The sequence below is a fragment of the Aureispira sp. CCB-QB1 genome (assembly GCF_000724545.1).
Lineage (GTDB): Bacteria > Bacteroidota > Bacteroidia > Chitinophagales > Saprospiraceae > Aureispira.
This window is the reverse complement of sequence record NZ_JHBV01000020.1, coordinates 102213-124310: the sequence shown is the minus strand read 5'-3', so window position 1 is coordinate 124310 and position 22098 is coordinate 102213. Positions and strand designations below refer to the sequence as shown.

The following is a 22098-nucleotide window of genomic DNA, read 5'->3' as shown; positions in this document are numbered from 1 at the left end:
CGAACTACTCGAAAGAGCTATCTTGGAAAGAAGATTTATTTACTTCGACCAAATAAATCTTTTTTTCTTCGTTTAGGTTTTTCTTTCTCATTTTGAATAATACGCTCATAACTTGTTGCGTCTACCAAAATATTGGCAGGATCGTCTTTGTGTACCTTGTCAACATATTTCCAAGTACCATCTTTGCTCAATTTCATCCCAGAATAGCTGCCGTCTGGAACATTAGAAGGACCTGCACTTTTGATAGGAGAACCATAGATGAGGTGATCGTAAATAATCATGTCCTGCTCTTCAGAATAGTTGAGACTAACATTAACACTAGCCGAATACTCCATAACAAAACGCTTTACTTTTCGCATTCTACCAGAACCGTCTTTCATTTCTAAGACTGTTTTTCCAAAACGAGGTCTACCTGAGTTATCAAAATAGAGTACATCCAATAATTTTCTTCGATTGTAAAAATCAAACGCATCATATCCAAACAATAAATACATTGTCTGTCCTTCCGATTTGAATGCTTTTATATTATAATACAAGGCACCATACCAATTTTCTGGCTTGTGAATACTAAATTCTACGGTACGCATATCGTCGGATTTGTCTTGTAAGCGATAGACTTTACCTTCTTTGGTTTGTATAAAACCACGATACTGATAATGATCTTTGTCGATGTATAATTGCCAAGTAAATATTCGTACTGTTTTATCTTCAGGTTGAACAAGCGAGATGCCTTTTAGCTCCGAAAAATCATGCTCAAAAGAACCACTTTGCGTTAAGGTTTTTTCTAATAACGCTTCGAGCTCTTCGGATGCTTCTTGACGTACTTTTAGGTCTTTGTTGGTCAAGATATCCTCCATTAAGCTACTCATAGCAGCTTCAGCTTCCACAATAAATGTTGTATCTACATCTGCTGCATAAGTTGAACAACAGCAGGCGACACTAAACAGCAATAACAAATATTTTTTCATAAAAATTAAATTTAAACCAATGAGTGAAGGAGCTTAATAAATTGATTGAATTTTGATTCTAGACAACAAAGCTAACTAAAAGCAAAGCGCTCACGAAGTAAACTTTATTAGTTTACTTCGTGAGTGCTGCGCAGTTGATAATCAATGAATTATAATTTCAATGCATTCTATGGTAAAATTTTGATTATCAAACTAATATGAATGTTCTTTTTTATCTTTTTGGTGAAAAAGTAAAAAAATCAACGAACTACTAAGACAAATAGTAATACGGATTTTGTTTTAAAGGTAATCAGGCTAAGAGCATACTTTAATATTTAGATTTTTTCAAACTTTACTTCGTGAAAAGTCTACTTGATAGACACAAACTTCTTTGTATAAAACTAAAATCAGACCAATTTTAGTATGTGTCTGCCTACAAAATTAAACATTCTCTTTGTGTTCTAAATATTCTTTGAGGATAAAATCCATGCCCCAAATCCATTTTCTTTGTAATAAATCTTCTTTAGAAATTAACAAACCTCGACCTTCTAAGACCTCTGTTTGGGAAATTTGTTGCAACTGAGCATCCGAAACAACAGCTTCAAATACTGTTAGCCAAAAAGCCTGTACAACGGTTTTGTTATCAATCCAATAACGTTTTATTTTTTGTTTGGGTACTTTTTTTAATAAGACAGCCGCTTCTGGAATTTCTTCTTCTAGCTCTCGTTCCACAGCGATTAATTCTTCTTTGTCTTCAGGTTCGATGGCTCCCCCCCAAAAGGCACAAGCGCCACGCCAAGCTTCATGAGGATATTGGTCATCTTTTATCTGTACAAAAAATTTTGTCTGATTTGAATTGCTAATTAATAATCCAACACCTTGATGAATTTCTTTTGTCGTCATAACTTAGTCTATTTGCGCATTGGTATTTAATAATGTTTTTATTTCTTCGATTTCCTGTTCTAGGGTAGCCAGACGTTTATGATCTTGTTCCAGTAGTTGAATTTTAGCTTTCAGAGCCTTGTTTTCTTGTGATAATTCTTGAACTGCTTTAACCAAAGGTACGGTAAAATCTGCATATCGCAATCCATAGTAATCTTCGTTGGACTCTGGCTTGTCAACACCACTAAATTCAAAATTCAAAGACAGAGCAGCTTGTTCTACGTCTTGTGCTAAGAAACCTGTTTCGAGGATCCAGTTATTGTCAGAAGGGGCGCATTCTTCCACGCCTTGGTAGTCACGCAATTTTTGTGCATCTACATAATATGTAACGGGTTCTAACAAGTTGATAAAATCTAAACCAGGAACATTGGCTTGAACATTGGTCTTAAAACGTTTGTCTGATAATTTGGACCAAGAAACTTGCCCACCAATGCTTGTGACTTTTTCATCTCCAAAACGCATTTGATTACTTGCTGAAACATGTGCATTGGCACCAATAGCTGTCGAATTTCCATAAGCAAAACCACGTCCATAAGCATTGTATCCTACTGCTGTATTTTTATTGCCAGCAGTATTTCTAAGTAAGGCATCATATCCTATAGCAACATTTTCGTTGCCCGTTTTATTGTCTTTCATACTTTGGAACCCAAGTGCTGTATTGTGGTCACCCGAAGAGTTATTTTCCATGCTTGTAGCCCCAATAGCAGTATTGTTTAGCCCAGAGACATTTTTATACATGCTAGAATAGCCTATGGCAATATTTTTAGTACCATTTAGGTTGTTGTGTAAAGAATTGCTTCCCATTGCTATATTGTAACTTCCTGTCGTATTTCTCATCATAGAGTGGTGACCACTCGCTACATTTTCATTCCCAGAAGTGTTATTACCCAATGTATTGGTACCTAAAGCTACATTACTGCTACCTAGACTATTATTATACAAGGAGTAATACCCCAAAGCTACATTGTTTTCTCCAGTAGTATTGCTTTGTAGGGCATAAGCTCCAAAGGCCGTGTTGGCTGAAGCAGATGTATTGCTCATGAGTGCATGATAGCCTGCTGCGGTATTGTTCATCCCATTTCTATTAAAGCCCAAAGAAAAGGTACCTAGGCTTGTGTTGTAATTTCCAGTGCTGTTGCTGTTGAGTGCATTGGCGCCTACAGCAACATTTTCTGTACCAGAAGTATTTCTATATAGCGATTGATAACCAATAGAGGTATTGCTTTTCCCTTCTCGATTGCTATACATTGTTCCCATGCCGTAGGCTGTGTTGTAGCTGCCAGAAGAGTTGTTGCGCAAGCAATCATTTCCAGTAGCAGTATTATGAACACCAGTGGTATTGCTGCGGAGCGCATTTTGACCTGAGTATAAATTTAGCTGAGCTTTAGAAGAAGGAATAAATGCAATAGAGCAAATAATAGATAAAGATATGATTCGTATTTTGTGCATTGTTGTATTGTGTTTTGTTAAGGTATATTTAAGTAGTACTTTACAAAAAATTAAAAAAGTATCTTTGCATAGTTTGATTATCAGTTCCTTAAATGGTGATGGTGTGTTCCGTTGATAATCAACTGAGCAGCGCTCATAAAGTGAACGGATACGATTTAGCTCTGTTCACTGCTACTTCGTGGTTCCCGCGAAGTAAAGTTTAAGGAAACGAATAAAATTTCTTCAAAAGTAGGGAGTTTTTTATTTTTATTATAAACTGTGTCTAAACTCCTTGTTTTTATGACTTAAAAATTGTCGTTTTATATCAAACGTTAACCTCTTCCAATCTCTTATGTATATCCATTCTTTGAGCATCTTTTTAAGCAGTATTTTGGTAGTAGCTTTGCAAGCTTGCACCTCAAAAAATCGAATTCCAGTGTGTGAGTTTAGTGAAGCTACTCATTATGAATACTCTACTTCAGACAATAAGCTATCATTTTTGTCAAGTTTAAGTGCTTTTGTTGATTATGATGCAGGTATTGCTTGCGCGCAACGACAAAATAAGCCTGTATTTTTGGCTTTTACAGGTTTTGGCAGCCGAATGCGATATTTTCCTGATGTTGTAATTCAGCAACGTGCTATTGTTAATTATTTGACCAATGATTTTGTTCCAATTATTTTATATGTTGATGATCGACAACGGATTCCTAAGGAAGAAGTAGAAACAGCAACAGGAGTTAAAGAACTACGTACAGTAGGAAATTACAATGCTTATTTGCAAGAAATAATGTTTGGAGTAATGAGTCAGCCTTATATGGCTTTAATGACTTGGGAAGGAGAATTATTGACAGAACCAATGGGGTATCGACCTGACCCAACGGATTATGTACAAGCGTTTGAGGTTGCTATAGAGAATTTTCGGAAGAGGGAAGCTTCTAATCATTAGTTTGAAATAATGCCTCTTTTATTTTTTGGGATTCTTATGGGATTCAATCATGGACTTTTATTGGAGGATATATTGCGTTAGTCGTTCGTTGATTATTTTATGAGATCGCTTCGCTTAGTTACCTGCGGTGCTACTTCGTGGTAGTGCGCTACGCTCATGACCTTGGGCTTTTGTGCTATTAGCACAAGCCTACTCGGCAAGCTTAGTTACCAAAAAGACAAAAAAGAGCATTTGTATAAGTTTAGCTGCGTGAGTGCTTTGCTTTTAGTTACCTGCGGTGCTACTTCGTGGTTTCAGTAAACTATTGTTACGTTAAATTAGCATTTGAATAAGAATGTTTTTTCTTGCCTAAGAATTAAATTTTTCAAAATAAACATAAGAATTTGTCTAATTTGAATGAACAATAAGCCCCAGAAGTTGTTTTATTAGTGTAGTCAAAATAATATTAAAACGTTGACTCAAGAGACTAAAAAGTGCATGATCTTATAGCACATTATGTGTGTGTAGATAGATGAAATCATATGAGAACATAACTGTTTTGTCATGCAGATTTTGAAGGTGTACTTAAAAGCATTGTGATGCAATATCACTTATAATCTACTGCTTTGTATCTCCTTTGATGTAAGATATATAAAAAGTATAAGGTATCTAATTCCTTATTTTTACTTCTTAACTACCACCACACGAGCGAGTCTCTTTCAAATCAATTATCTAATCAAAAAAATACAAAATAATATGTCTAGTCCAGAGCATAAAGCCCTTATATGGAATCTTATTAAAGATATTAAAATTGGTATGTTAACCACACAAGAGAATGATACAAAAGATTCTTTGCGTGCAAGACCTATGTCGTTGGTTCAAGATGCTTACGATGGCACCTTATACTTTTTTACTGCCAAATCAGCGGCAAAGGTATATGAAGTGAAAGAAGAAAAAAAAGAGGTCTGTATTACTTTTTCAGATCCGAAGAATCAAGTCTATGTCTCTTTGTCAGGTAAAGCGGAGGTAACCCAAGATAAAGATTTAATCAATCAATATTGGAACAAAGGTGTTTCGGCTTGGTTTCCGAATGGAAGGCAAGATGGAGAAGTTGCCATGTTGGTCGTAAAAATTTACAAAGGAGAACATTGGAATGCAGATGAAAGTAAAGTAGTTCAACTATTTGAGCTGGTTAAAGCCAATTTGTTGGATGAGCGTCCAGAAATTGGGGAACATGAAAAATTCGGTGCATAACAGAGCACTTTTAGGATAACGTTTAATCTAGGCAATCTTACAAGATTGCCTTTTTTAGTTTTATCAAATTCCCTATAGTTCTTTTTTTGAAAAATTGGCATCTCAAAAAAAATATTAGGATAGAGTATTTTAAATAAAAAAATAAAATTCTTGACCCAACGAATCGATATAAATTTCAAAAAGTGAACTTATTCAGGTATTATTTTAGTAACTTAATACACTAATTAAAAGAAAACTTGCGATAAGAATTTTAGTGCGAGAACTTTTAGACAATTACTTAAACGAACGATAGAATAGTTGTGCAGCGACGAATAAAGTCGTATCGGATGGGTAACAACAAAGGAGATTGGCACATTATTAGTTTATTGAATGCTTGTTTAGTTAATTTAAAACGTCCCTAATGAATTACCACAGACTAAAAGCACCCCTGCGCCTCTGTTTGAGTATCGCCAGTCTATTCATGTGTCTATCTTATACCTTGCCCGATGGACAATCAATTCCTAATGATATTCAAGTATTGTTGAATAAAGCAGAAAATCAACGCTGCACAGCAGCCTATGCAAGTGCTATTGAGAGTTTACAAGAAGCGCAAAAATTGTATAAAGAAAAAGGAATGGTGTTGGAGGCATTAAGGTTGTACGATAAAATCCTGTGGATGGCCATAGACACTGATTTTGATGATGCAGCTTTCTTAAAACGTTATCAAATTGCTGAGAAAGAAATTACCAATCACCTAGATCAATACCCTGAATTGAAGGCGATTCTGTATTTGGGGATTTTGCAAAAGACTTGGATTGATGATGATCTTGAACGTGCTGAAGAGATTTATAAGTTGTTGGACATACACCTCAAAAAGTATCCCAATTGGGACTATGAGGCAGCAGCGGCAAGTTATATGGCAAGCACCTATGCTTACTGTACTTGGGATGCTGAAAAATGTGGTGAATTGGCGCAAAAGTCGATTGATTTAGTACAAAAAAATACAATGCGCCAACCAGAAAAAGACAAGCATTTGTATCGACTCTACCCTTATTATATGTATTATAATTATGATAATATAGGGATTGTAGAGTTATATGAAAATGATAATGAAACGGCTTGTTTGGAGGCTTATAATCATGCCTTGGAAGATTTGAGAAGTCAAAAGAAAATGGACTCTTTGCATTATTCGAATACGTTGACAAAAATTGGGGAGATTTATACCTATAAACAAGAAGAGGATAAAGCCATTGAATACTTTGAGAACGCTTTGACTTATATTCCCCTAAGAATGCATTTGACGATTGCGGAATGCAAACAAAGTATAGGAGGAGCTTATATTACACAAGCCAAAGACGAACAGGCTATTTATCATTATACGCAAAGCATACAAGAGCTTGATAAGATTAATCCTCAAACCGATTATGTAAAAGAATTGTATGTTGATATTTATCGTTCTATGGCAACGTCTTATATTAAGTTGAATCAATATGCAAAAGCAGAACAATATTTGCACAAAATCGCTGAATTTCCTGCTGAATCTGATTTGAAATGTTCTTGGACATGGGCGACTTGGGGATTTTTATACGAGCATACCAAGGCTTATCAAAAATCCATTGAGGCGCATGAAAAATCCATTGTTGCGTATCGAAAGGAAAATGCTCCTTTGGGGTCGGCTTATTGGAATTTGGGGAAAATCGCCAAAGCTATGGAAGATTACCGATTGGCAACCCACTATTTTCATCAATCTATTGTAGCGCATTTGCCGAATTGGGAAGCAGCAGACTTTACAAAACATCCTAGTCTAGCAGATATTCCATACAAAAATAGCATCGTGGATAATTTAGCGGATAAATTATATAGTTATTATCAGTATGTCCATAAAAATAATTTGTGGGATAAGCACGGAGAGAGTTTACAAGAATTAGTAGAATTGACCGTCGAATGTTTTGAAGAAGTTCGCAACTCCTTTGATCGAGAGAGTTCTAAGCGGTCTTTGTTAGAAACAGCTTATTTTACCTACGAACAAGCTATTGCCACTTATCTGAAACTATATGAAAAACATAAAGACAAAGCCTATCTGATCAAAGCCTTTGAATTTGCCGAACAAAGTAAATCTGTTTTGTTGGAGGATGCTTTGAAGGAAGAAAATGCCCTATCTTTTGGTGGCGTTCCCGATACATTGATTCAACAAGAAGCATTCTTGTCTCAACAAATATCCATGCATCAACAAGCGTTGTATTTGGCTGAACAATCAAAAGATAAGGAAGAAATACAGCTTAGTAAAAAACACTTGTTTGAGTCGCGCCAAAAGCAAGATGCCTTGAAGTATCAATTAGAAAAAGAATATCCTAAGTATTATGAATTAAAGTATTCTAAGACTTCGATCTCTTTGGAAAAAATTCAAGAAAAGCTATCCCAAGAAACGTGTATTTTGGAATACTTTGAAGGCTATGATCATATTATTGGTTTTAGTATTACCAAAGACAATATTGAGTATCGTACTTGGGCAAGAGAAAAAAATTACAATAAAGATTTAGAGAACTTTAGAGCTTCAATGTCTAATGCTGCTATTGCTGTTAACAACCCAACAGCTGCGTATTCTGAATACATCGGCTATGCTTATCCCTTCTACAAAAAGTATGTTGATACTCTAATTCCTGAAGGAATGAAGCGTTTGGTTATTGTGCCAGATGGAACACTTAATTTTATAGCTTTTGAGGCATTATTAACTACTCAGTCTACTTTTGATCACAAGCAAAATATGCAATTTAATCAACTGCCTTATTTGTTACATCAGTATACGGTATCCTACAATTATTCGGCGATGATGTGGAGACACCAATTGACCACTCATTCTAGTACGAACAATTATGATGTACTGGCAATGGCAGCCGTTTATAATCAAACAAACGTTAAACTGGTAGATTCTATCAAGAACAATAGAATGTACCAATTGCGCAAGGGATTGGCAGCAATTCCTGGAACAGTAGAAGAGGTGAACGTCCTACAAGACTATTTTGGAGGAGCTTTTTATACTGGTAATGCTGCTAATGAACATCGATTTAAGCAAGAAGCGTCTCAATATGGAATTTTGCATTTAGCAATGCATGGTATTGTAGATGACCAAAATCCTGAGTTTTCTAGTTTGGCATTTACAGAGGATGAAAGTGGCTTGGAGGATAATTTTTTGCACTCGAATGAAATTAAACAATTAAATTTACAAGCAAATCTAGTGGTGCTTTCTGCTTGTGAAACAGGTTTTGGGAAGTACCAACATGGGGAAGGAGTTGTTAGTTTAGGCAGAAGCTTTATGTATGCTGGTGCACCTAGTGTTGTGATGACACTTTGGAAGATTAACGATTATTCTAGTATTTTTATTACGAAGTTGTTTTATGAAAATCTTCAAAAAGGATTGCCCAAAGATGAGGCTTTGCAAAAAGCAAAACAAGTTTACTTAGCCGATGCATCAGGCGTATTAAGCCATCCTGCTTTTTGGGCGGCATTTGTACAATTAGGAGATTACAAACCGATTAGTGTCGCTCATAAGTCACAGGTGATTGGATATGCAATAGGTAGCTTTTTGTTGCTTTTGTTGGGTGTTTGGGGTGTGTTTGGGTTTCGAAGAACAAAAAAGCCCTCTGAATAAATCAGAGAGCTTTTAACAACACAACCATTATAGATTGATAATAACCTATAACATTATTTTGTCAATCGTTGGCAGAGCCAAAAACGATTGTTGCAGTTTCTAGTAATAACGGTAACGTCTTACTTGTGCCGCATATTTGGCAAGACGCAATACTTGACGAGTATAACCATATTCATTGTCATACCAAACATAAACAGTAATTGTTTTACCATTATTGCCAACTTTGGTGGATGGAGCATCAAAAACAGAAGCAGCAGGCGCTCCGATAACATCCGAAGAAACAAATTCTTTAGAAATAGAATATTTGATTTGCTCTACCAAGTTGCCATGTAGAGAGGCTTGGCGCATCATTTCGTTGATTTCCTCAACAGTAGTTTCTTTTTCAACATTTAATGTCATTACAGCCAAAGAACCATCTGGAGTAGGAACACGGATAGCAGAACCTGTTAGTTTGCCTTCTAGTTCTGGAATTACTTTACTAACAGCACTTGCTGCACCCGTAGACGTAATTACCATATTAAGAGCGGCCGCAGAACCACGTCTTTCTTTTGAATTATAATTATCCAATAAGTTTTGAGCATTGGTATAGGCATGTATGGTTTCTAAGTGACCATTGTTGATGCCTAATTTATCGTGTAATACTTTTAATACAGGCGCAATTGCATTGGTGGTACAAGAAGCAGCACAGAAAACAGTATCTTCTTGGAAGTTAAGATCTTTTTGGTTGATACCGTGAACGATGTTCTTAATACCTTTGCCAGGAGCGGTAAACAAAACTTGCTTGATACCAGGACGCAAGTGACGGCTTAGACCTTCTTTGTCTCTCCAAGCCCCTGTATTATCAATCAAAATAGCGTCTTTGATGCTGTACTCTGTATAATCAACATCTTCTGGACTATTGGCAAAAATAATCTGTACACGACAACTGTTTACAATCAACTGATTATTTTCCTCATCTACGCTGATGGTTCCACGGAATTTGCCATGAATAGAATCTTTACGCAATAGAGAGGCACGTTTTAGTAACTCTTCGTGTGGATTTTTTTTGTTTTTTTGACGCAAAACGATTGCTTTTAAGCGCAATTGTTCGCCACGTCCCATCATTTCAATCAAACAACGAGCAGCCAAACGACCAATACGACCAAAACCATACAACACAACATCTCTTGGTGTAATAACTTTTGCTTCTTTAGCATCTTTGCCAATAAAGTCTGACAATTCTTCAGCTACAAAATGATCAATGTTGTCCCAGCTTTCTTCTGAACTTAGCCATTGAGTTGCTAACTTGCCCAAGTCAATACGAGAAGGAGCTAAGTCAAGCTTTGCAATGGCTTTTGCAATTTTTACACTCATTTGAACCGTAATAGGTTGTTTAGAGTAATTTTTTGCAAAAAGATGATCGTTCATAACCTCTGTTGGTCGAGAATCATAAATGTCACGACGGAAAAGAATGACTTCGATAGAGCGATCAAATCGTAAATCTCCTACGATTTTTAATAATTCTAAAGCTGCTTTTTCATCTTCACGCCAAGTACTTAGGTGAGATTCGAACTGTGTTTCTAACGTTTTTACGTCCATGGTTAAAACTATTGAAAGTTGTCTTTTAATGGTAAATAGTAAGTGTAGAAAGAACGCTACTTAATGGTTTTTATCAACTCAAAAGAGTGGGGTTGTTTCTGTGAACCTACTACTCATTGTTTTTGTTACAATTGAATAAAAGTGGTGCAAATTTCGTCATTTTTTGTGAATTATACGAATGTTTGTCAACGGTTTTTTCTTTTTATGCTTTGAAGTTGTACGTTTCTAAATTATCTTAAGGTGCAATTGCTCTTATTTTGAATAGAAATTTATTAATAATCTTAATGACTTATTGTTGGGGAAAATTATACCCCAAAAAAAGCCCTTGAAAACAATCTGAATTGTTGTAGATAAAGAGGAAGAGCGAATAGAAACTGAAATTTTTAGAAGAAACCAATAGTCTGGCATCAAAATAGAATAACCATAATTGGTAATGAAAATAAATGATTTTTTTTTCCTAAAAATAGCGTATTTTTGATGTTGCAAAATTGTATATTAACCAACGAACTTTTTTTTCCTAAAAACCAACCAACCAATGCCGTTTAAGTTTTACTTTAATGTCTTCTTTTTTGTTTTTTGTTCATTTTTGCTGCAAGCACAAACCGATGGTTTTGCAGAGTTCGAAATGGATCAATTGGGGATTAAAAAATATCAACCCAATTGGACAATGGGGGCTACAGATTCTCTTTTTGTAGAAATTTCTAATGGACAAAAATATTTGTTACACACCATTCGTGCGGGGCAAACGCTTTATTCTATCAAAAAGTTTTATGGAGTAGATTTGTCAGATATTTATTATAGCAATCCTAATATAAGCAATACCAATGATTTGAAAGTAGGTGAAAAATTAAGGATTCCTATTCTAAGCAAAGCCATCAAACGTTTTCAGGAAACCAACTTTGATGCTACAGCTTATATTCCTATATTTTATAAGGTACGCCCCTCAGAAACCATGTATCGCATTTCTAAAGTCTATTTTCGATTGCCGACCGAAATCTTAATGTCTAGAAATCAGTTGCTTTCTGAAAATATAAGCAGTAATCAAGTGTTGCACATTGGCTGGATTGATAAAAACGGCATTCCAGATTCGTTAAAAAACTTTACGGGATTACCTGGCATTTTGGGCGAAGAGAGCCAAAAAAATAAATACCGTTACGAAGCGGTATTCAATGGCAAGAATGAAAAAACGCTCCAAGGAACGGCTTGTTGGGATAAAGCAATGGAATTATCTGCCAAGAATAAATTATACGTGATGTGTTCTTACGTGCCCAAAAATGGTATTGTTCGAATAGAAAATCCTATGACAAACCGAGAATTGTATGCAAAAGTAGTTGCTGCAAAACCCGAAAATTCCTTTACCCAAAAGTCTATTATTGTATTGACGCCAACGGTGGCGCACGCCTTAGGAGGTTTAGATGCTCGATTTTATGTTAAAGTGCATTATTGTCAGTAACAAAAGCGTTAGACTCAAATTCCTTTAATTCTTTTGAAGAGTTTCTTGTAATTTTTGATAGGACCTCTTTGTTTAGACGAATGGTCAATTTTAAAGTTAGCATCATCGTTTTCATCTAAGTTAAGAGACAGCGGATATACAAATTCTGGTGCTCCAAAATAATTAATAGGACCAAACTTGATGGCATAAATTTTAGTAACCTCATTTTCGATTGTTATAAGAGGAAAGTCTTGTGTGAATTCAAGATATTGTCGCCCTTTTTTAAAGCGCTTAATTTGAGGCAACAACTCATTGTGACTTTCGACAAATTGAAGTTCGATGTTTTCTCTAGAATCGAATAGAGAATAAGAACCAAAATAATATCCTTTATTGGTTTTTATAATACCATTCCACAAAAAAGAATTTAGAGGGGTTGGGCTAATCATCATTTTTTCATAGTGGATATTTTGCTTTTCTAGCTGAGTCAAAAACTTTTGATTAGCAATTCCTTTGGATACAAAAGTCCAACACAAATAAAAGGTAGACAAGGAAAGGGTAAACCGAAGAATTTTTTCTCTTCTGATGGGCGGTATGGATTTTTTTAGCAAAAGTAGGAGGACGCCTATTAATAAAATAGAGGTATAAATAGGTTCAATGATGTGAATGTTGTTAAGAGAAAACAAATGCCCATTAAATGGAGCTAAAATTTTGGTGCCATAAGTGGTACACCAATCTAATAAAGAGTGGGTAAAAATGGCTAGAAAAAAGGCTAATGCCCAATCTTTATACCGATAGCGCTGTTTGGTCCATTTGTGAGCCAAAAAGGCTAGCCCAAAACTTGCTAAAATAGCAAAGCCTAAGGAGTGAGAGATACTCCTATGGACGGTGATAAAAGCAACCTCATTAAAAAAAGGAGCTAAGAAAACATCTAAATCAGGCAATGTACCTGCCAAGGCACCTATAACAAGAGATTTTTTTCCAATATACTTGTCTTTGACAACAGCAAAAGTCGAGGCGCCTAGCAGCGCCTGAGAAAGAGAGTCCATGAATTTAAACTTGAGTATTGGTATAATAATAAGTTAGCTATGTTGCTACTTCGTGGTCATCACTTTTATCGGTTCCACTTCTGAGCTACTATTTTCATTGTCATTGTTGATAAAAAAGTATAACAAACGGAAATAAAAAACCAAGTAAGAACAATTGAAGACGTCCGCCCAACAATAGAGACAACGAGTTGTAACGCAAAAGTAAAACAAATAACTAAAAGTAGGCTTCCCATAATCATAGAAATAAACCAACTACTTTTTACTGTAACTCGAAAACAATAAATGGTTGCAATAAATAGGAAACAAGTAATGCATTGTCCAGATGGTGTCTCCAAAGCAGGGGTAGATTGAAGGATATCTCTTGATTGTAAATACGAAGCACCAACAAGAACGCCAATGATTAGGATAGTATAAACAACCCAATAAAATGTACGTTGTTTTCGTCCCAAATCTTCTTTGAAATCATCTAAAATATTTTGCATAATCCTTTGATTTTGCAAAGGCACGTTGTCTAAAAGCACTTAACATAGAGTGTATCTGTCGTGATTTCATTGCTCCAACGCCCTGCATTATCTTTGATTCGAATCTTATATACGATAGGATCGTAATAATTGGGTTGTGGTTGACAGAGAATCAACGGGTTATTTTGATCGATGCCACAAATTTGAGATACAGTAACCTCTAGTTGTCCAGATATGCCACTAACTATGCCTTGTTGTTCGATGGTTGGAATTTTGTAAAATGAAGTATCATTAGGTGTTCGACGGGTATCTACAATAATAATATGATTGGCAGTATCTCCATCTTGTCCCAAATCTCCATCTCCGTCGGTAAAATCAAATTTAAAGACAACGGTTCCTGTCAATTGTTGGACGGTATCGACAGAAAAAGATGCCCAGCTAATACTTGGGGTATCGTTATAGATGGGGGGCTTGTCGCAGGACATCCAGCAATAACAACTAAAAATTAATAGGCTGATTCCAATTATTTTCTTCATATGAATTAATTTTTCTTTTCTTAAGAACTGATTTGAATCCAACTATTTCTAATTGCACTCTAGAACAATTTCATCGGTTTGCATAATATTGCTATAATTGCCTGTTTGGTCAACTACTTGCACTTCGTAACGCATGTTTTTAGTTGGTTCTGCTGTGCTAGGTTGACAAGACGTTCCATTGTCATAAATACAACATTGAGAATAGATAATAAGTGTAATTTCTCCTGTTCGGCTCGTATTATTCGTATTGTTACCTGTATAGTTAGGCAATTTATAAGAAGCAATAACGGCACCTGTTCTTGAATCAGAAACAAAGATATTGTCACTGGTATCGCTTCCAATATTTCCATCACCATCTGTAAACTTAAATTTCAAATACAATGAATCAACGCCTCCTTGAACCATATAGTTTTTAGAAACACTAACAAATTCAACAAAAGGTGTATTCGATGGTTTTTCGCCACAAGAAAAAAAGTAAAGAATAGTTACAAGGAACAGAAAAGATGTTATTTTTAGACGCATACTTTTAGTATTAAGCTCTCGTCTCATCAATATGCAGTTCTTAAAATAAAACTAGAACAGTATAATTTTTGTTTGATGAGGGTTGATAGAATTAAAAAAAATAATGGATACAGTTTATAATACTTTAAAATTACATATAGATAACGTAACAGATGCTACTTTTGAGTCCACTGCATTGGCCGTTTTTCGTTATCAAGTCCAAAATAATCCACTTTACCAAGAATTCATAAATTTGCTAGGGCTTTCGGTCGAAGCAGTTACAAAAATGCAGCAAATTCCATTCCTTCCTATTCAGTTTTTTAAATATCATACGATTAAAACAAAAGAATGGCTACCTGAAGCTACATTTACAAGTAGTGGAACAACTTTGCAGAATCCTTCCAAGCATTATGTTCGCTCTTTGGATTGGTACAATCAATGTGCTTTCAAAGCCTTTGAGCAAGTTTATGGAGCATTAGAGGATTATGTCGTTTTAGCTCTATTGCCTTCGTATTTAGAACGACAAGGTTCTTCACTGGTTTTTATGGCAGAACAATTTATTCAACGTTCTCAACATCCTTCTAGTGGTTTCTTTCTATATAATACGGATGAATTGATGGAGGTGTTGGGTGCTTGCCAAATAAAAAACCAACGTGTCCTATTATTAGGAGTGACTTATGCCTTATTGGATTTAGCCAAGGATTATCCTCAAGCTCTAAAAAACGTTGTTGTTATGGAGACGGGGGGTATGAAAGGGAAACGAGCTGAAATGACAAAAGATACCATTCATGAGATTCTAAAAAGAGCTTTTGAGTTAGATGCCATTCATTCGGAGTATGGTATGACAGAGTTGTTATCACAAGCCTATTCAAAAGGAGGGGGGATATTTCAACCAAGTCCAACCATGCGGGTTTTGATTCGAGAAACTACAGATCCTTTTCATATTCTTTCAACTCAAAAAACAGGGGGAATCAATATAATAGATTTGGCAAATATTGACAGTTGTAGTTTTATTGCGACTGATGATTTAGGAAGGTGTTATGAGGATGGAACCTTTCGTGTGTTGGGGCGTTTTGATGCCAGTGATTTGAGAGGCTGTAATTTGTTGATAGGAGAGTAGGATAGAAAAACTGTTATGAAATGGATTGAAATATTAGAAATGAAGTATTTACAATATAGTGTGCTTATTGAAGAAGCAGTAGATTAAAGAAAAGTCTTAATTTAAAAAATACTTGATTTATCTTTTTGTTTTTTGTAACTTACAAAACGTATTATTCTTTATTTCATTACTTCGTGGAAAAATCATATTGGTTTAGCTTTGTTACTCCCTACGGTCGTGAGCTCGCACAGCTCTACGTGGTACTTCGTGAGCGCTGCGCTTTTAGTTAGCTGCATTGCTGCTGAGTGGTATCGCATGAGTGCCTTGCAGTTGATTATCAATAGAGTATGTTTTTTTATTGTTTGGTTTGTTAAATAATTAATAATCAGGCTGATGCAAAGGTGCCTTTTAAGTTTTTGACAAAAAAGTCACGAAGTACTATTATTTTACACTCAATTTCTACCAATGACGGAATTACTATTATCCTCACAACGATTAGCAGAACAAAAGGTATGGTGCACAGGGAAATTAGATTTATTTGACGCCCTACAAAAACATCATAACTTAAAAATTATAGATTTTGCTGCTGAGTTGCCTCAAGAGTCCATTTTTTTGGAATGGAAGGAAGTGCAAACGCCTGTTACACCAGCTAGTGTTAGTGACTTAGTTGGCAAAAAATTGACAGAATATAAGTTCCAGTATTTGGGGCAGTTGTCTTCTAATGGCACCTTGGTTGAGGTTGAAAAAGAAATCTTTCAAGCTGACTTTCCTGAGCAAAATATTTCAAAAACCTCTTTGGATAGTACAGGAAGTTTGAATTGTACTTGGTTGTTAGATTTTGTAATGAATGCGCCTGCTATTCAGGAGGATACTCTACGCAATGAACGCTTGATTTGGAGAAAGGAGAAGGAAGGGTTTGTGCTAGCGTTGTCTAGAGAAAGCACGGATGGAAGACATGCAGAACAGGAAAAATTCATTTTTGATGCAGAGCTGAAGGTTGTAAATTGGGAGCATCAAATTTTATTTTGTGGGCAAGAGGTAGGTTAATAATCCTTCAATGGATTGCAAACCATCAATAGGTAATTAGTAAGTAGAACGGTATTAAATAGTTCTACTTACTAATTGCTTGATAAATAAATTACTGTGGGCTTTTTTCTTTGATGAAGTCAGCAAGTTTGTCTTTTTGTTGTAATTTGATTAATTTTTCAATTGCCCTATTCTTGCCTAAAATTTTCTTATTCTTCTCGTAAAAAGCAATGACCAATTCTGTACCTGCTATATAGCTTTTGTATTTGTCGTCTAAATCTCTTGTTTTAATTTGGTAAACCGAAGCACCACCTAAAAAGATAATCAAGTATTCTGGTGCTTCCTTAATGTAAGGAGAGATGGTTTCAGAAATTTCTACGGATACAGTAGGACTGCCAATAACCCATTCAATCAAGAATTTCTCAAGTGCTTTTCGTTGCTCTTTATTTTCGTTAGGAGGAGTTTCCATTAAATAAACCACTCCACTAATAAAATCATTTTCATAGCGTAAGTAATCTGCCTTGGTTTCAAGAACAAAATCCTTTTCTTTTTCTAACTCTTTGGAATCTCCAAAAAATTGCAATTCTAGCTTTGGGTCTAATTTAGCTCCTTTTTCTTTGGCAAAACCTAGAAACTTTTTAGCATTTTCATCATCTTTCTGATAGTAATAAATATAACCTGTTAGTAAGTAACCATCTGCTAAATGATGAGAATCGGTCGCTTTATAAATCTCAACAGCTTTATTTGCATTGCTTAAAGCTAAATCCAACTTTTGTTGACTCATATAAATATTGGCCATTCCAAAATAGCTTTCAGGATCATTTTCATTAATTTCTGCTAAAGTTTGATATTCTTTTAAAGCAGCATCAAAATCGCCTTGTATGGAATAGATTAAAGCTAAGTTTTGGTGAGCCATTGGGCCTTGTGGATAAATTTTAATAGATTTTTTGTTGTATTCTATTGCCTTTTCTGTATTTCCGCTTTTTCTATAAAGGACGGCAGCATTATCATAAGCTTCTACAAATTTAGGATCCTTTTTTATAGCCTTGTTATAGTATTTAATAGCATTATCATAATCTCTTTTATTAAAATATTCAACAGCTGTTTGATAATGTTTACTGGCTTCGGGAGAAGTTGTTCCTCCATACATATCTGTGCTAGACGATGTAATAACAGAGGTGCCAGTGGTAGTTATAACTGTTTCTTTTTCTTTGTTTTGAGCAAATGAATTAGACTGTAAAAAGAAGAGTAGAACGAAGGCAACATAAAACATTTTTTTCATGGTTATAGGTTTAAGTGTTAATAGAATTGAATACAAGTAACAGGTGCGTGCGGTTGTTAAATTTTGCTAAAGCCCCAAAGATGTAAGACACACATTATTTATACTAATAAAGATATGAATAAAATGTAGTAAGTAACCTATTTAAGTTTATTTTAACTATGCCATGTTTACGATCATTTTAGTAAATATACTTACTCTTTTACCCGTTTGAGGATAACTTTTTGGGTGTTGATGACCTTAAAACTTGTAACCGTATCTACTGCAAAATCTTGCCCTTTGTAAGTAGAGTAAGTTTTGGATGACAAAGGAAAGGAAGCAATTTCAAAGTGGATGTTATGCCCTACTTTTCTTGTAATCCCATACAAACCCAAATTGCCAACTTCAAAATAATCATAAAAGGCATCGTCTAAGAGGATGCGATCTAATAAAATACCATTGTTTTCATCCATAATAAAATGATTTTTAGGCATAGAGTCATGTCGAGTAAGGGCATAGTCTTTAATAATTTCCTTGCCATTAAAAATAGCCTTGGAATACCATCGCCAACGATTGACAGTATCTGTTTCGCTAATAATAACCGTCATGGGCAATTCCATTGTTTTCCCTTTTTGAGCATTAAATAATTCCAAATTACCTTGATATTTGCCCAACCAATCCTCAGGAAATTGAGCCATTGATTTAGAAGGAAGATTCTTAGAATGATGTAGTTTTTGGGAACTTGGATTACAAGCTAGGAAAAATAAAACGATGCCTAGCCATAATGTGTTGAATAGTTTCATTGGAGTTATTATTGATGTATTACCAAAATGCCTTTTGAAAAAGACGCATAAGGAAAGTATTTTTTGAAGCGATATTTGCAAAGCTATTGATTAACCACGGTCGATTGGCAATTGCTCGCTGTGTAAAGTAGTGTATTTTATGTTCTTTCCATAGCTTATCATAGACCATTTTGTTATAAGCTTTCATATTTTTAGCGGAGAAATCTTTTTGTTCAAAGCATTTTTTAGCTTGCCATCCTGCGTAACGCCCAGAAATAATTGCTTGTCCAATTCCTTCTCCCGACAACGGATCAATTAAGGAGGCAGCATCTCCACAAAGCATAAAACGTTGTCCAGAAATCGTAACTTTTCTAGACCCCAAAGGAAGACCATAACCTTTGGGAGGATCAATTAATTCTGCTGCTTCAAAACGCTTTTTTAGGTAAGGCGTCGTCTCAATGATACGAGTTAACTCTTTACGGAGATTGATTTTTCTGTCGCTAACTGTTTTAGAAAGCATTCCTAAGCCGACATTAGCATAACCATTAGGCAAAGGAAAAATCCAAAAATAGCCAGGCATCAAGTCTTTTAAATAATGTAGTTCAAACGTCTTGTTAGGAATATCTTTTACATTTCGATAGTAAGCACGGACAGCGGCAGAGTTGTGCCTCAAATCAACTTTATTGCTAGTTAGTTGTTTGGATACAATCCCTTGAGCGCCATCACAGCCTATGATGATTTGAGCTTTTAGCACTTGACCGTTTTTTAATACGGCGATAGCTTGGTCATTGTCTGTCTCTACTTTAGATACTGCTGAGCCAATAAAAGTAGTGACATTGGATAATTGCTGGGCATGTTGAAATAAGAAGTTGTCCAAATGGACACGCATGGAAATAGCCCCCTCTTTAGGAAAATTTAAATCAATATTTTTTTGATTGGGCGCAACAACTCGTAAGGTTGTAACAATTTCTTTTTCCCTAAATGCTTCAAACGAAGTTTTATAACTAGGATGAATGGTATTTAAAACATTAGGAACATAAGGTGCCACAGCATCTCCACAGATTTTATCTCTAGGAAAGCCCTTTTTGTCAATTAATGCAACTTTAAGTCCTGTGTTTCCCAATGCCAAAGCACAAGTACTTCCTGCTGGTCCTGCACCACAAATAATAATGTCAAAAGACGTTTCCATAAGTTTTATTTACTTTCTTTTAGTTAGCAGCGCAACTAACTATTTATTGTTCTTTGATTCTTAATAATAAAGTCCCTTTAGCAATAGCGCTTCCTTCTGTTACTAAAATTTCCTCGATACAACCATTTTCTTGGGCAACGATTGTGTTTTCCATTTTCATAGAAAGCAATGTAATAAGTGTTTGCCCTTCTTGAATCTGCTGCCCAACCTCAACATTAATCTTTAATACCTCGCTGGGCATGGGAGCCAAATAATCACCTTTTGCTTTTTCTGATTCAATAATGGGGAATTGGGGTATTAAGGTTGTTTTTAGTTGACCATAATTCAAATGATGAATATAATAATCATGATCCAATGCCTCTATGTGTACCTTGTGCTGCCACCCATTAATAGCAATAGACAAGGTTTTGTGTGTATGGCTGATGAGTTTAACATTATAGTTTTTCGTTTGAATGTTTATATCAAAAGCTGTATTTTGATATTGATAACGAACTACAATAGGAACCTCTTTTACCAAATAGGATTCTTGTTGAGGTTGATAAAAGTTGTTACGCCAACCCGATGCTAAAGTAGGAATTAAGGTGCGTTTTTGTTGCCTTTGTTGCCAACGATACAATAAGGAAGCAATGAGCGCAATCGTTTCTCCTTCTGCTGCTTGAGTGGCTAATTTTTGAAAGTCAAATTCCTGCTCAATAAAATTAGTATGATAAGCCCCTACTTGGACAGCCTTATTTTGCATCAAGGCTAATAGAAAGGTTTGATTGGTAAGCACACCAAGGCATTTTAAGTGTTTTAAGGCATATTGCATTTTTCGAATAGCGGTAGAACGATTTGCTCCATGTGCAATAATTTTTGCTAGCATAGGGTCATAGTAGATGCCAACTTCTGACCCTGATTGAACCCCAACCTCATATCGAACCCCATCTATATTGGCTGTTTCCCAGTGTAAAATTTTACCCACAGAAGGGAAGAAGTTATCACTAGGATCTTCAGCATACAAACGGCATTCTATGGCATAACCGTGACTACTTACAGCTTCTTGTTGGAGGGGCAAAGGCTGTCCTTCAGCAACAAGTATTTGCCATTCTACCAAATCAAGCCCTGTGATCATTTCCGTAACAGGATGCTCTACTTGCAGACGAGTATTGACCTCTAAAAAAAAGAACTCCTGCTCTTCTGTTAAGATAAACTCTACTGTACCAGCATTATCATAATTAATTGCTTTAGCAGCTAAAACAGCTGCGTTTCCCATTTCTGTTCTAAGCTGATCCGATAAGCTAGGGGAAGGGCTTTCCTCGATGACTTTTTGATAGCGGCGCTGTATACTACATTCTCGTTCTAATAAATGCAAGACATTGCCCTGTTGATCTCCAAAAATTTGAAATTCAATATGCCTAGCATTTTTGAAATATCGTTCTAAGAGAACGCTTGAATTGCCAAAACTATTTTGAGCTTCTTGTTGAGCAGCGATTAAAGCAGACTTGATTTCGTTTTCTTGATAAGCGATGCGCATTCCCTTGCCACCGCCTCCAGCAACTGCTTTGATTAGAACGGGGTAACCAATCCGATTGGCTTCTTGAATTAACTGGTCTAGAGATTGGTGCTCGCCTTGGTAGCCAGGAATGGTTGGAACACCATGCTCTTGCATGATGGCTTTTGCGGTAGATTTTAAGCCCATTTTTTGGATGGCATCAGCATTAGGACCAATAAAAATAAGCCCTTCTTTTTGGCATCGAAGCGCAAAATCAGCCTGTTCTGATAAAAAACCAAATCCAGGATGAATCGCATCGGCTTGAGTTCTTTTGGCCGCAGCAATGATTTTATCTTGAACTAAATAGGATTCTTTGGCGGATTTGCCACCTAATGCAATGGCTTCGTCAGCATCGTGTACAAAAGGTAAATTCTGATCAGGTTCTGAATAAACGGCAATACTTCTAATCCCTAAACGGCGACATGTTTTGATAATTCGAGTAGCAATTTCTCCTCTATTGGCAATTAAGATAGATTGTATCATTGTGAAATTTTTTGACATTGAGAGCTTTGTAAAATGGCAGTTTTGGTATTGA

At 35.6% G+C, this 22098-nt stretch carries 18 protein-coding genes; 6 read left to right on the top strand and 12 right to left on the bottom strand.

All coding sequences use genetic code 11. The features are described from left to right. Window positions 1-35: 35 nt before the first annotated feature. The 3 genes from CG11_RS09345 to CG11_RS09335 all read right to left on the bottom strand — a co-directional run bounded on the left by CG11_RS09345 (window position 36) and on the right by CG11_RS09335 (window position 3338). Complete coding sequence (locus CG11_RS09345; RefSeq protein WP_052595437.1) at window positions 36-968, bottom strand: hypothetical protein; 933 nt, start codon at window positions 966-968, stop codon at window positions 36-38. 420 nt (window positions 969-1388) lie between these two features. Then, the gene (locus CG11_RS09340) at window positions 1389-1850 is read right to left on the bottom strand and encodes an NUDIX domain-containing protein (protein WP_052595435.1); all 462 of its coding nucleotides are present in this window, start codon (window positions 1848-1850) and stop codon (window positions 1389-1391) included. Between the two features lie 3 nt (window positions 1851-1853). Further along, window positions 1854-3338, bottom strand: coding sequence for a tail fiber domain-containing protein (locus CG11_RS09335; protein WP_052595433.1), 1485 nt, complete (start codon window positions 3336-3338; stop codon window positions 1854-1856). A gap of 331 nt (window positions 3339-3669) precedes the next feature. On the opposite strand from CG11_RS09335, the gene CG11_RS09330 reads away from it, so the two are divergent. From CG11_RS09330 to CG11_RS09320, 3 genes are all read left to right on the top strand, one after another. After that, window positions 3670-4263, top strand: a complete 594-nt coding sequence (locus CG11_RS09330) for a hypothetical protein (RefSeq protein ID WP_052595431.1) — start codon at window positions 3670-3672, stop codon at window positions 4261-4263. A gap of 735 nt (window positions 4264-4998) precedes the next feature. After that, window positions 4999-5496 (top strand): pyridoxamine 5'-phosphate oxidase family protein, encoded by a 498-nt coding sequence (locus CG11_RS09325; RefSeq protein ID WP_052595430.1) that lies wholly within the window; start codon window positions 4999-5001, stop codon window positions 5494-5496. Window positions 5497-5896: 400 nt separating this feature from the next. Then, window positions 5897-9124: a CHAT domain-containing protein gene (locus tag CG11_RS09320; RefSeq protein ID WP_081909513.1), complete on the top strand. Its 3228-nt coding sequence runs from the start codon at window positions 5897-5899 to the stop codon at window positions 9122-9124. 99 nt (window positions 9125-9223) lie between these two features. Here the strand turns inward: CG11_RS09320 and CG11_RS09315 are convergent, their stop codons facing one another. Then, window positions 9224-10702 carry a glyceraldehyde-3-phosphate dehydrogenase gene (locus tag CG11_RS09315; protein ID WP_052595426.1) on the bottom strand — a complete coding sequence of 493 codons (1479 nt, stop codon included), beginning with the start codon at window positions 10700-10702 and terminating at the stop codon, window positions 9224-9226. 535 nt (window positions 10703-11237) lie between these two features. Here CG11_RS09315 and CG11_RS09310 point away from each other — a divergent pair. Further along, entirely contained in the window at window positions 11238-12155 is a 918-nt protein-coding gene (locus CG11_RS09310; RefSeq protein WP_052595424.1) for a LysM domain-containing protein, read from the top strand. 14 nt (window positions 12156-12169) lie between these two features. Here the strand turns inward: CG11_RS09310 and CG11_RS09305 are convergent, their stop codons facing one another. From CG11_RS09305 to CG11_RS09290, 4 genes are all read right to left on the bottom strand, one after another. Then, a complete protein-coding gene (locus tag CG11_RS09305; RefSeq protein WP_052595422.1) occupies window positions 12170-13180 on the bottom strand; it encodes a metal-dependent hydrolase in 1011 nt (336 codons plus the stop codon). 65 nt (window positions 13181-13245) lie between these two features. Continuing rightward, entirely contained in the window at window positions 13246-13662 is a 417-nt protein-coding gene (locus CG11_RS09300; RefSeq protein WP_052595420.1) for a hypothetical protein, read from the bottom strand. Window positions 13663-13691: 29 nt separating this feature from the next. After that, the gene (locus CG11_RS09295) at window positions 13692-14177 is read right to left on the bottom strand and encodes a hypothetical protein (protein WP_052595418.1); all 486 of its coding nucleotides are present in this window, start codon (window positions 14175-14177) and stop codon (window positions 13692-13694) included. 48 nt (window positions 14178-14225) lie between these two features. Continuing rightward, window positions 14226-14726: a hypothetical protein gene (locus CG11_RS09290; protein WP_156039714.1), complete on the bottom strand. Its 501-nt coding sequence runs from the start codon at window positions 14724-14726 to the stop codon at window positions 14226-14228. Window positions 14727-14802: 76 nt separating this feature from the next. Between CG11_RS09290 and CG11_RS09285 the strand changes: the two genes are divergently transcribed. Then, on the top strand, window positions 14803-15798 hold the full coding sequence (locus CG11_RS09285) for an acyl transferase (RefSeq protein ID WP_197043811.1): 996 nt from the start codon (window positions 14803-14805) through the stop codon (window positions 15796-15798). Between the two features lie 444 nt (window positions 15799-16242). Then, a complete protein-coding gene (locus CG11_RS09280) occupies window positions 16243-16824 on the top strand; it encodes a hypothetical protein (RefSeq protein ID WP_052595414.1) in 582 nt (193 codons plus the stop codon). A gap of 91 nt (window positions 16825-16915) precedes the next feature. Here CG11_RS09280 and CG11_RS09275 read toward each other — a convergent pair whose 3' ends face one another. From CG11_RS09275 to CG11_RS09260, 4 genes are all read right to left on the bottom strand, one after another. Beyond that, window positions 16916-18085: a lipopolysaccharide assembly protein LapB gene (locus CG11_RS09275; protein WP_052595412.1), complete on the bottom strand. Its 1170-nt coding sequence runs from the start codon at window positions 18083-18085 to the stop codon at window positions 16916-16918. 191 nt (window positions 18086-18276) lie between these two features. Further along, window positions 18277-18864 (bottom strand): hypothetical protein, encoded by a 588-nt coding sequence (locus tag CG11_RS09270; protein WP_156039713.1) that lies wholly within the window; start codon window positions 18862-18864, stop codon window positions 18277-18279. A 19-nt stretch (window positions 18865-18883) separates the two neighbouring features. Then, window positions 18884-20032, bottom strand: coding sequence for an NAD(P)/FAD-dependent oxidoreductase (locus tag CG11_RS09265; protein WP_052595408.1), 1149 nt, complete (start codon window positions 20030-20032; stop codon window positions 18884-18886). 43 nt (window positions 20033-20075) lie between these two features. Then, a complete protein-coding gene (locus CG11_RS09260; RefSeq protein ID WP_052595406.1) occupies window positions 20076-22046 on the bottom strand; it encodes a biotin carboxylase N-terminal domain-containing protein in 1971 nt (656 codons plus the stop codon). Window positions 22047-22098 lie beyond the last annotated feature (52 nt).

Coding starts and splice junctions, on each gene's coding strand:
- CG11_RS09265 (WP_052595408.1), bottom strand. CDS start 20,032: ATGGAAACGTCTTTTGACATTATTATTTGTGGTGCAGGACCAGCAGGA.
- CG11_RS09300 (WP_052595420.1), bottom strand. CDS start 13,662: ATGCAAAATATTTTAGATGATTTCAAAGAAGATTTGGGACGAAAACAA.
- CG11_RS09260 (WP_052595406.1), bottom strand. CDS start 22,046: ATGATACAATCTATCTTAATTGCCAATAGAGGAGAAATTGCTACTCGA.
- CG11_RS09290 (WP_156039714.1), bottom strand. CDS start 14,726: ATGAGACGAGAGCTTAATACTAAAAGTATGCGTCTAAAAATAACATCT.
- CG11_RS09280 (WP_052595414.1), top strand. CDS start 16,243: ATGACGGAATTACTATTATCCTCACAACGATTAGCAGAACAAAAGGTA.
- CG11_RS09320 (WP_081909513.1), top strand. CDS start 5,897: ATGAATTACCACAGACTAAAAGCACCCCTGCGCCTCTGTTTGAGTATC.
- CG11_RS09325 (WP_052595430.1), top strand. CDS start 4,999: ATGTCTAGTCCAGAGCATAAAGCCCTTATATGGAATCTTATTAAAGAT.
- CG11_RS09295 (WP_052595418.1), bottom strand. CDS start 14,177: ATGAAGAAAATAATTGGAATCAGCCTATTAATTTTTAGTTGTTATTGC.
- CG11_RS09305 (WP_052595422.1), bottom strand. CDS start 13,180: ATGGACTCTCTTTCTCAGGCGCTGCTAGGCGCCTCGACTTTTGCTGTT.
- CG11_RS09285 (WP_197043811.1), top strand. CDS start 14,803: ATGGATACAGTTTATAATACTTTAAAATTACATATAGATAACGTAACA.
- CG11_RS09340 (WP_052595435.1), bottom strand. CDS start 1,850: ATGACGACAAAAGAAATTCATCAAGGTGTTGGATTATTAATTAGCAAT.
- CG11_RS09315 (WP_052595426.1), bottom strand. CDS start 10,702: ATGGACGTAAAAACGTTAGAAACACAGTTCGAATCTCACCTAAGTACT.
- CG11_RS09270 (WP_156039713.1), bottom strand. CDS start 18,864: ATGAAACTATTCAACACATTATGGCTAGGCATCGTTTTATTTTTCCTA.
- CG11_RS09330 (WP_052595431.1), top strand. CDS start 3,670: ATGTATATCCATTCTTTGAGCATCTTTTTAAGCAGTATTTTGGTAGTA.
- CG11_RS09310 (WP_052595424.1), top strand. CDS start 11,238: ATGCCGTTTAAGTTTTACTTTAATGTCTTCTTTTTTGTTTTTTGTTCA.
- CG11_RS09335 (WP_052595433.1), bottom strand. CDS start 3,338: ATGCACAAAATACGAATCATATCTTTATCTATTATTTGCTCTATTGCA.
- CG11_RS09275 (WP_052595412.1), bottom strand. CDS start 18,085: ATGAAAAAAATGTTTTATGTTGCCTTCGTTCTACTCTTCTTTTTACAG.
- CG11_RS09345 (WP_052595437.1), bottom strand. CDS start 968: ATGAAAAAATATTTGTTATTGCTGTTTAGTGTCGCCTGCTGTTGTTCA.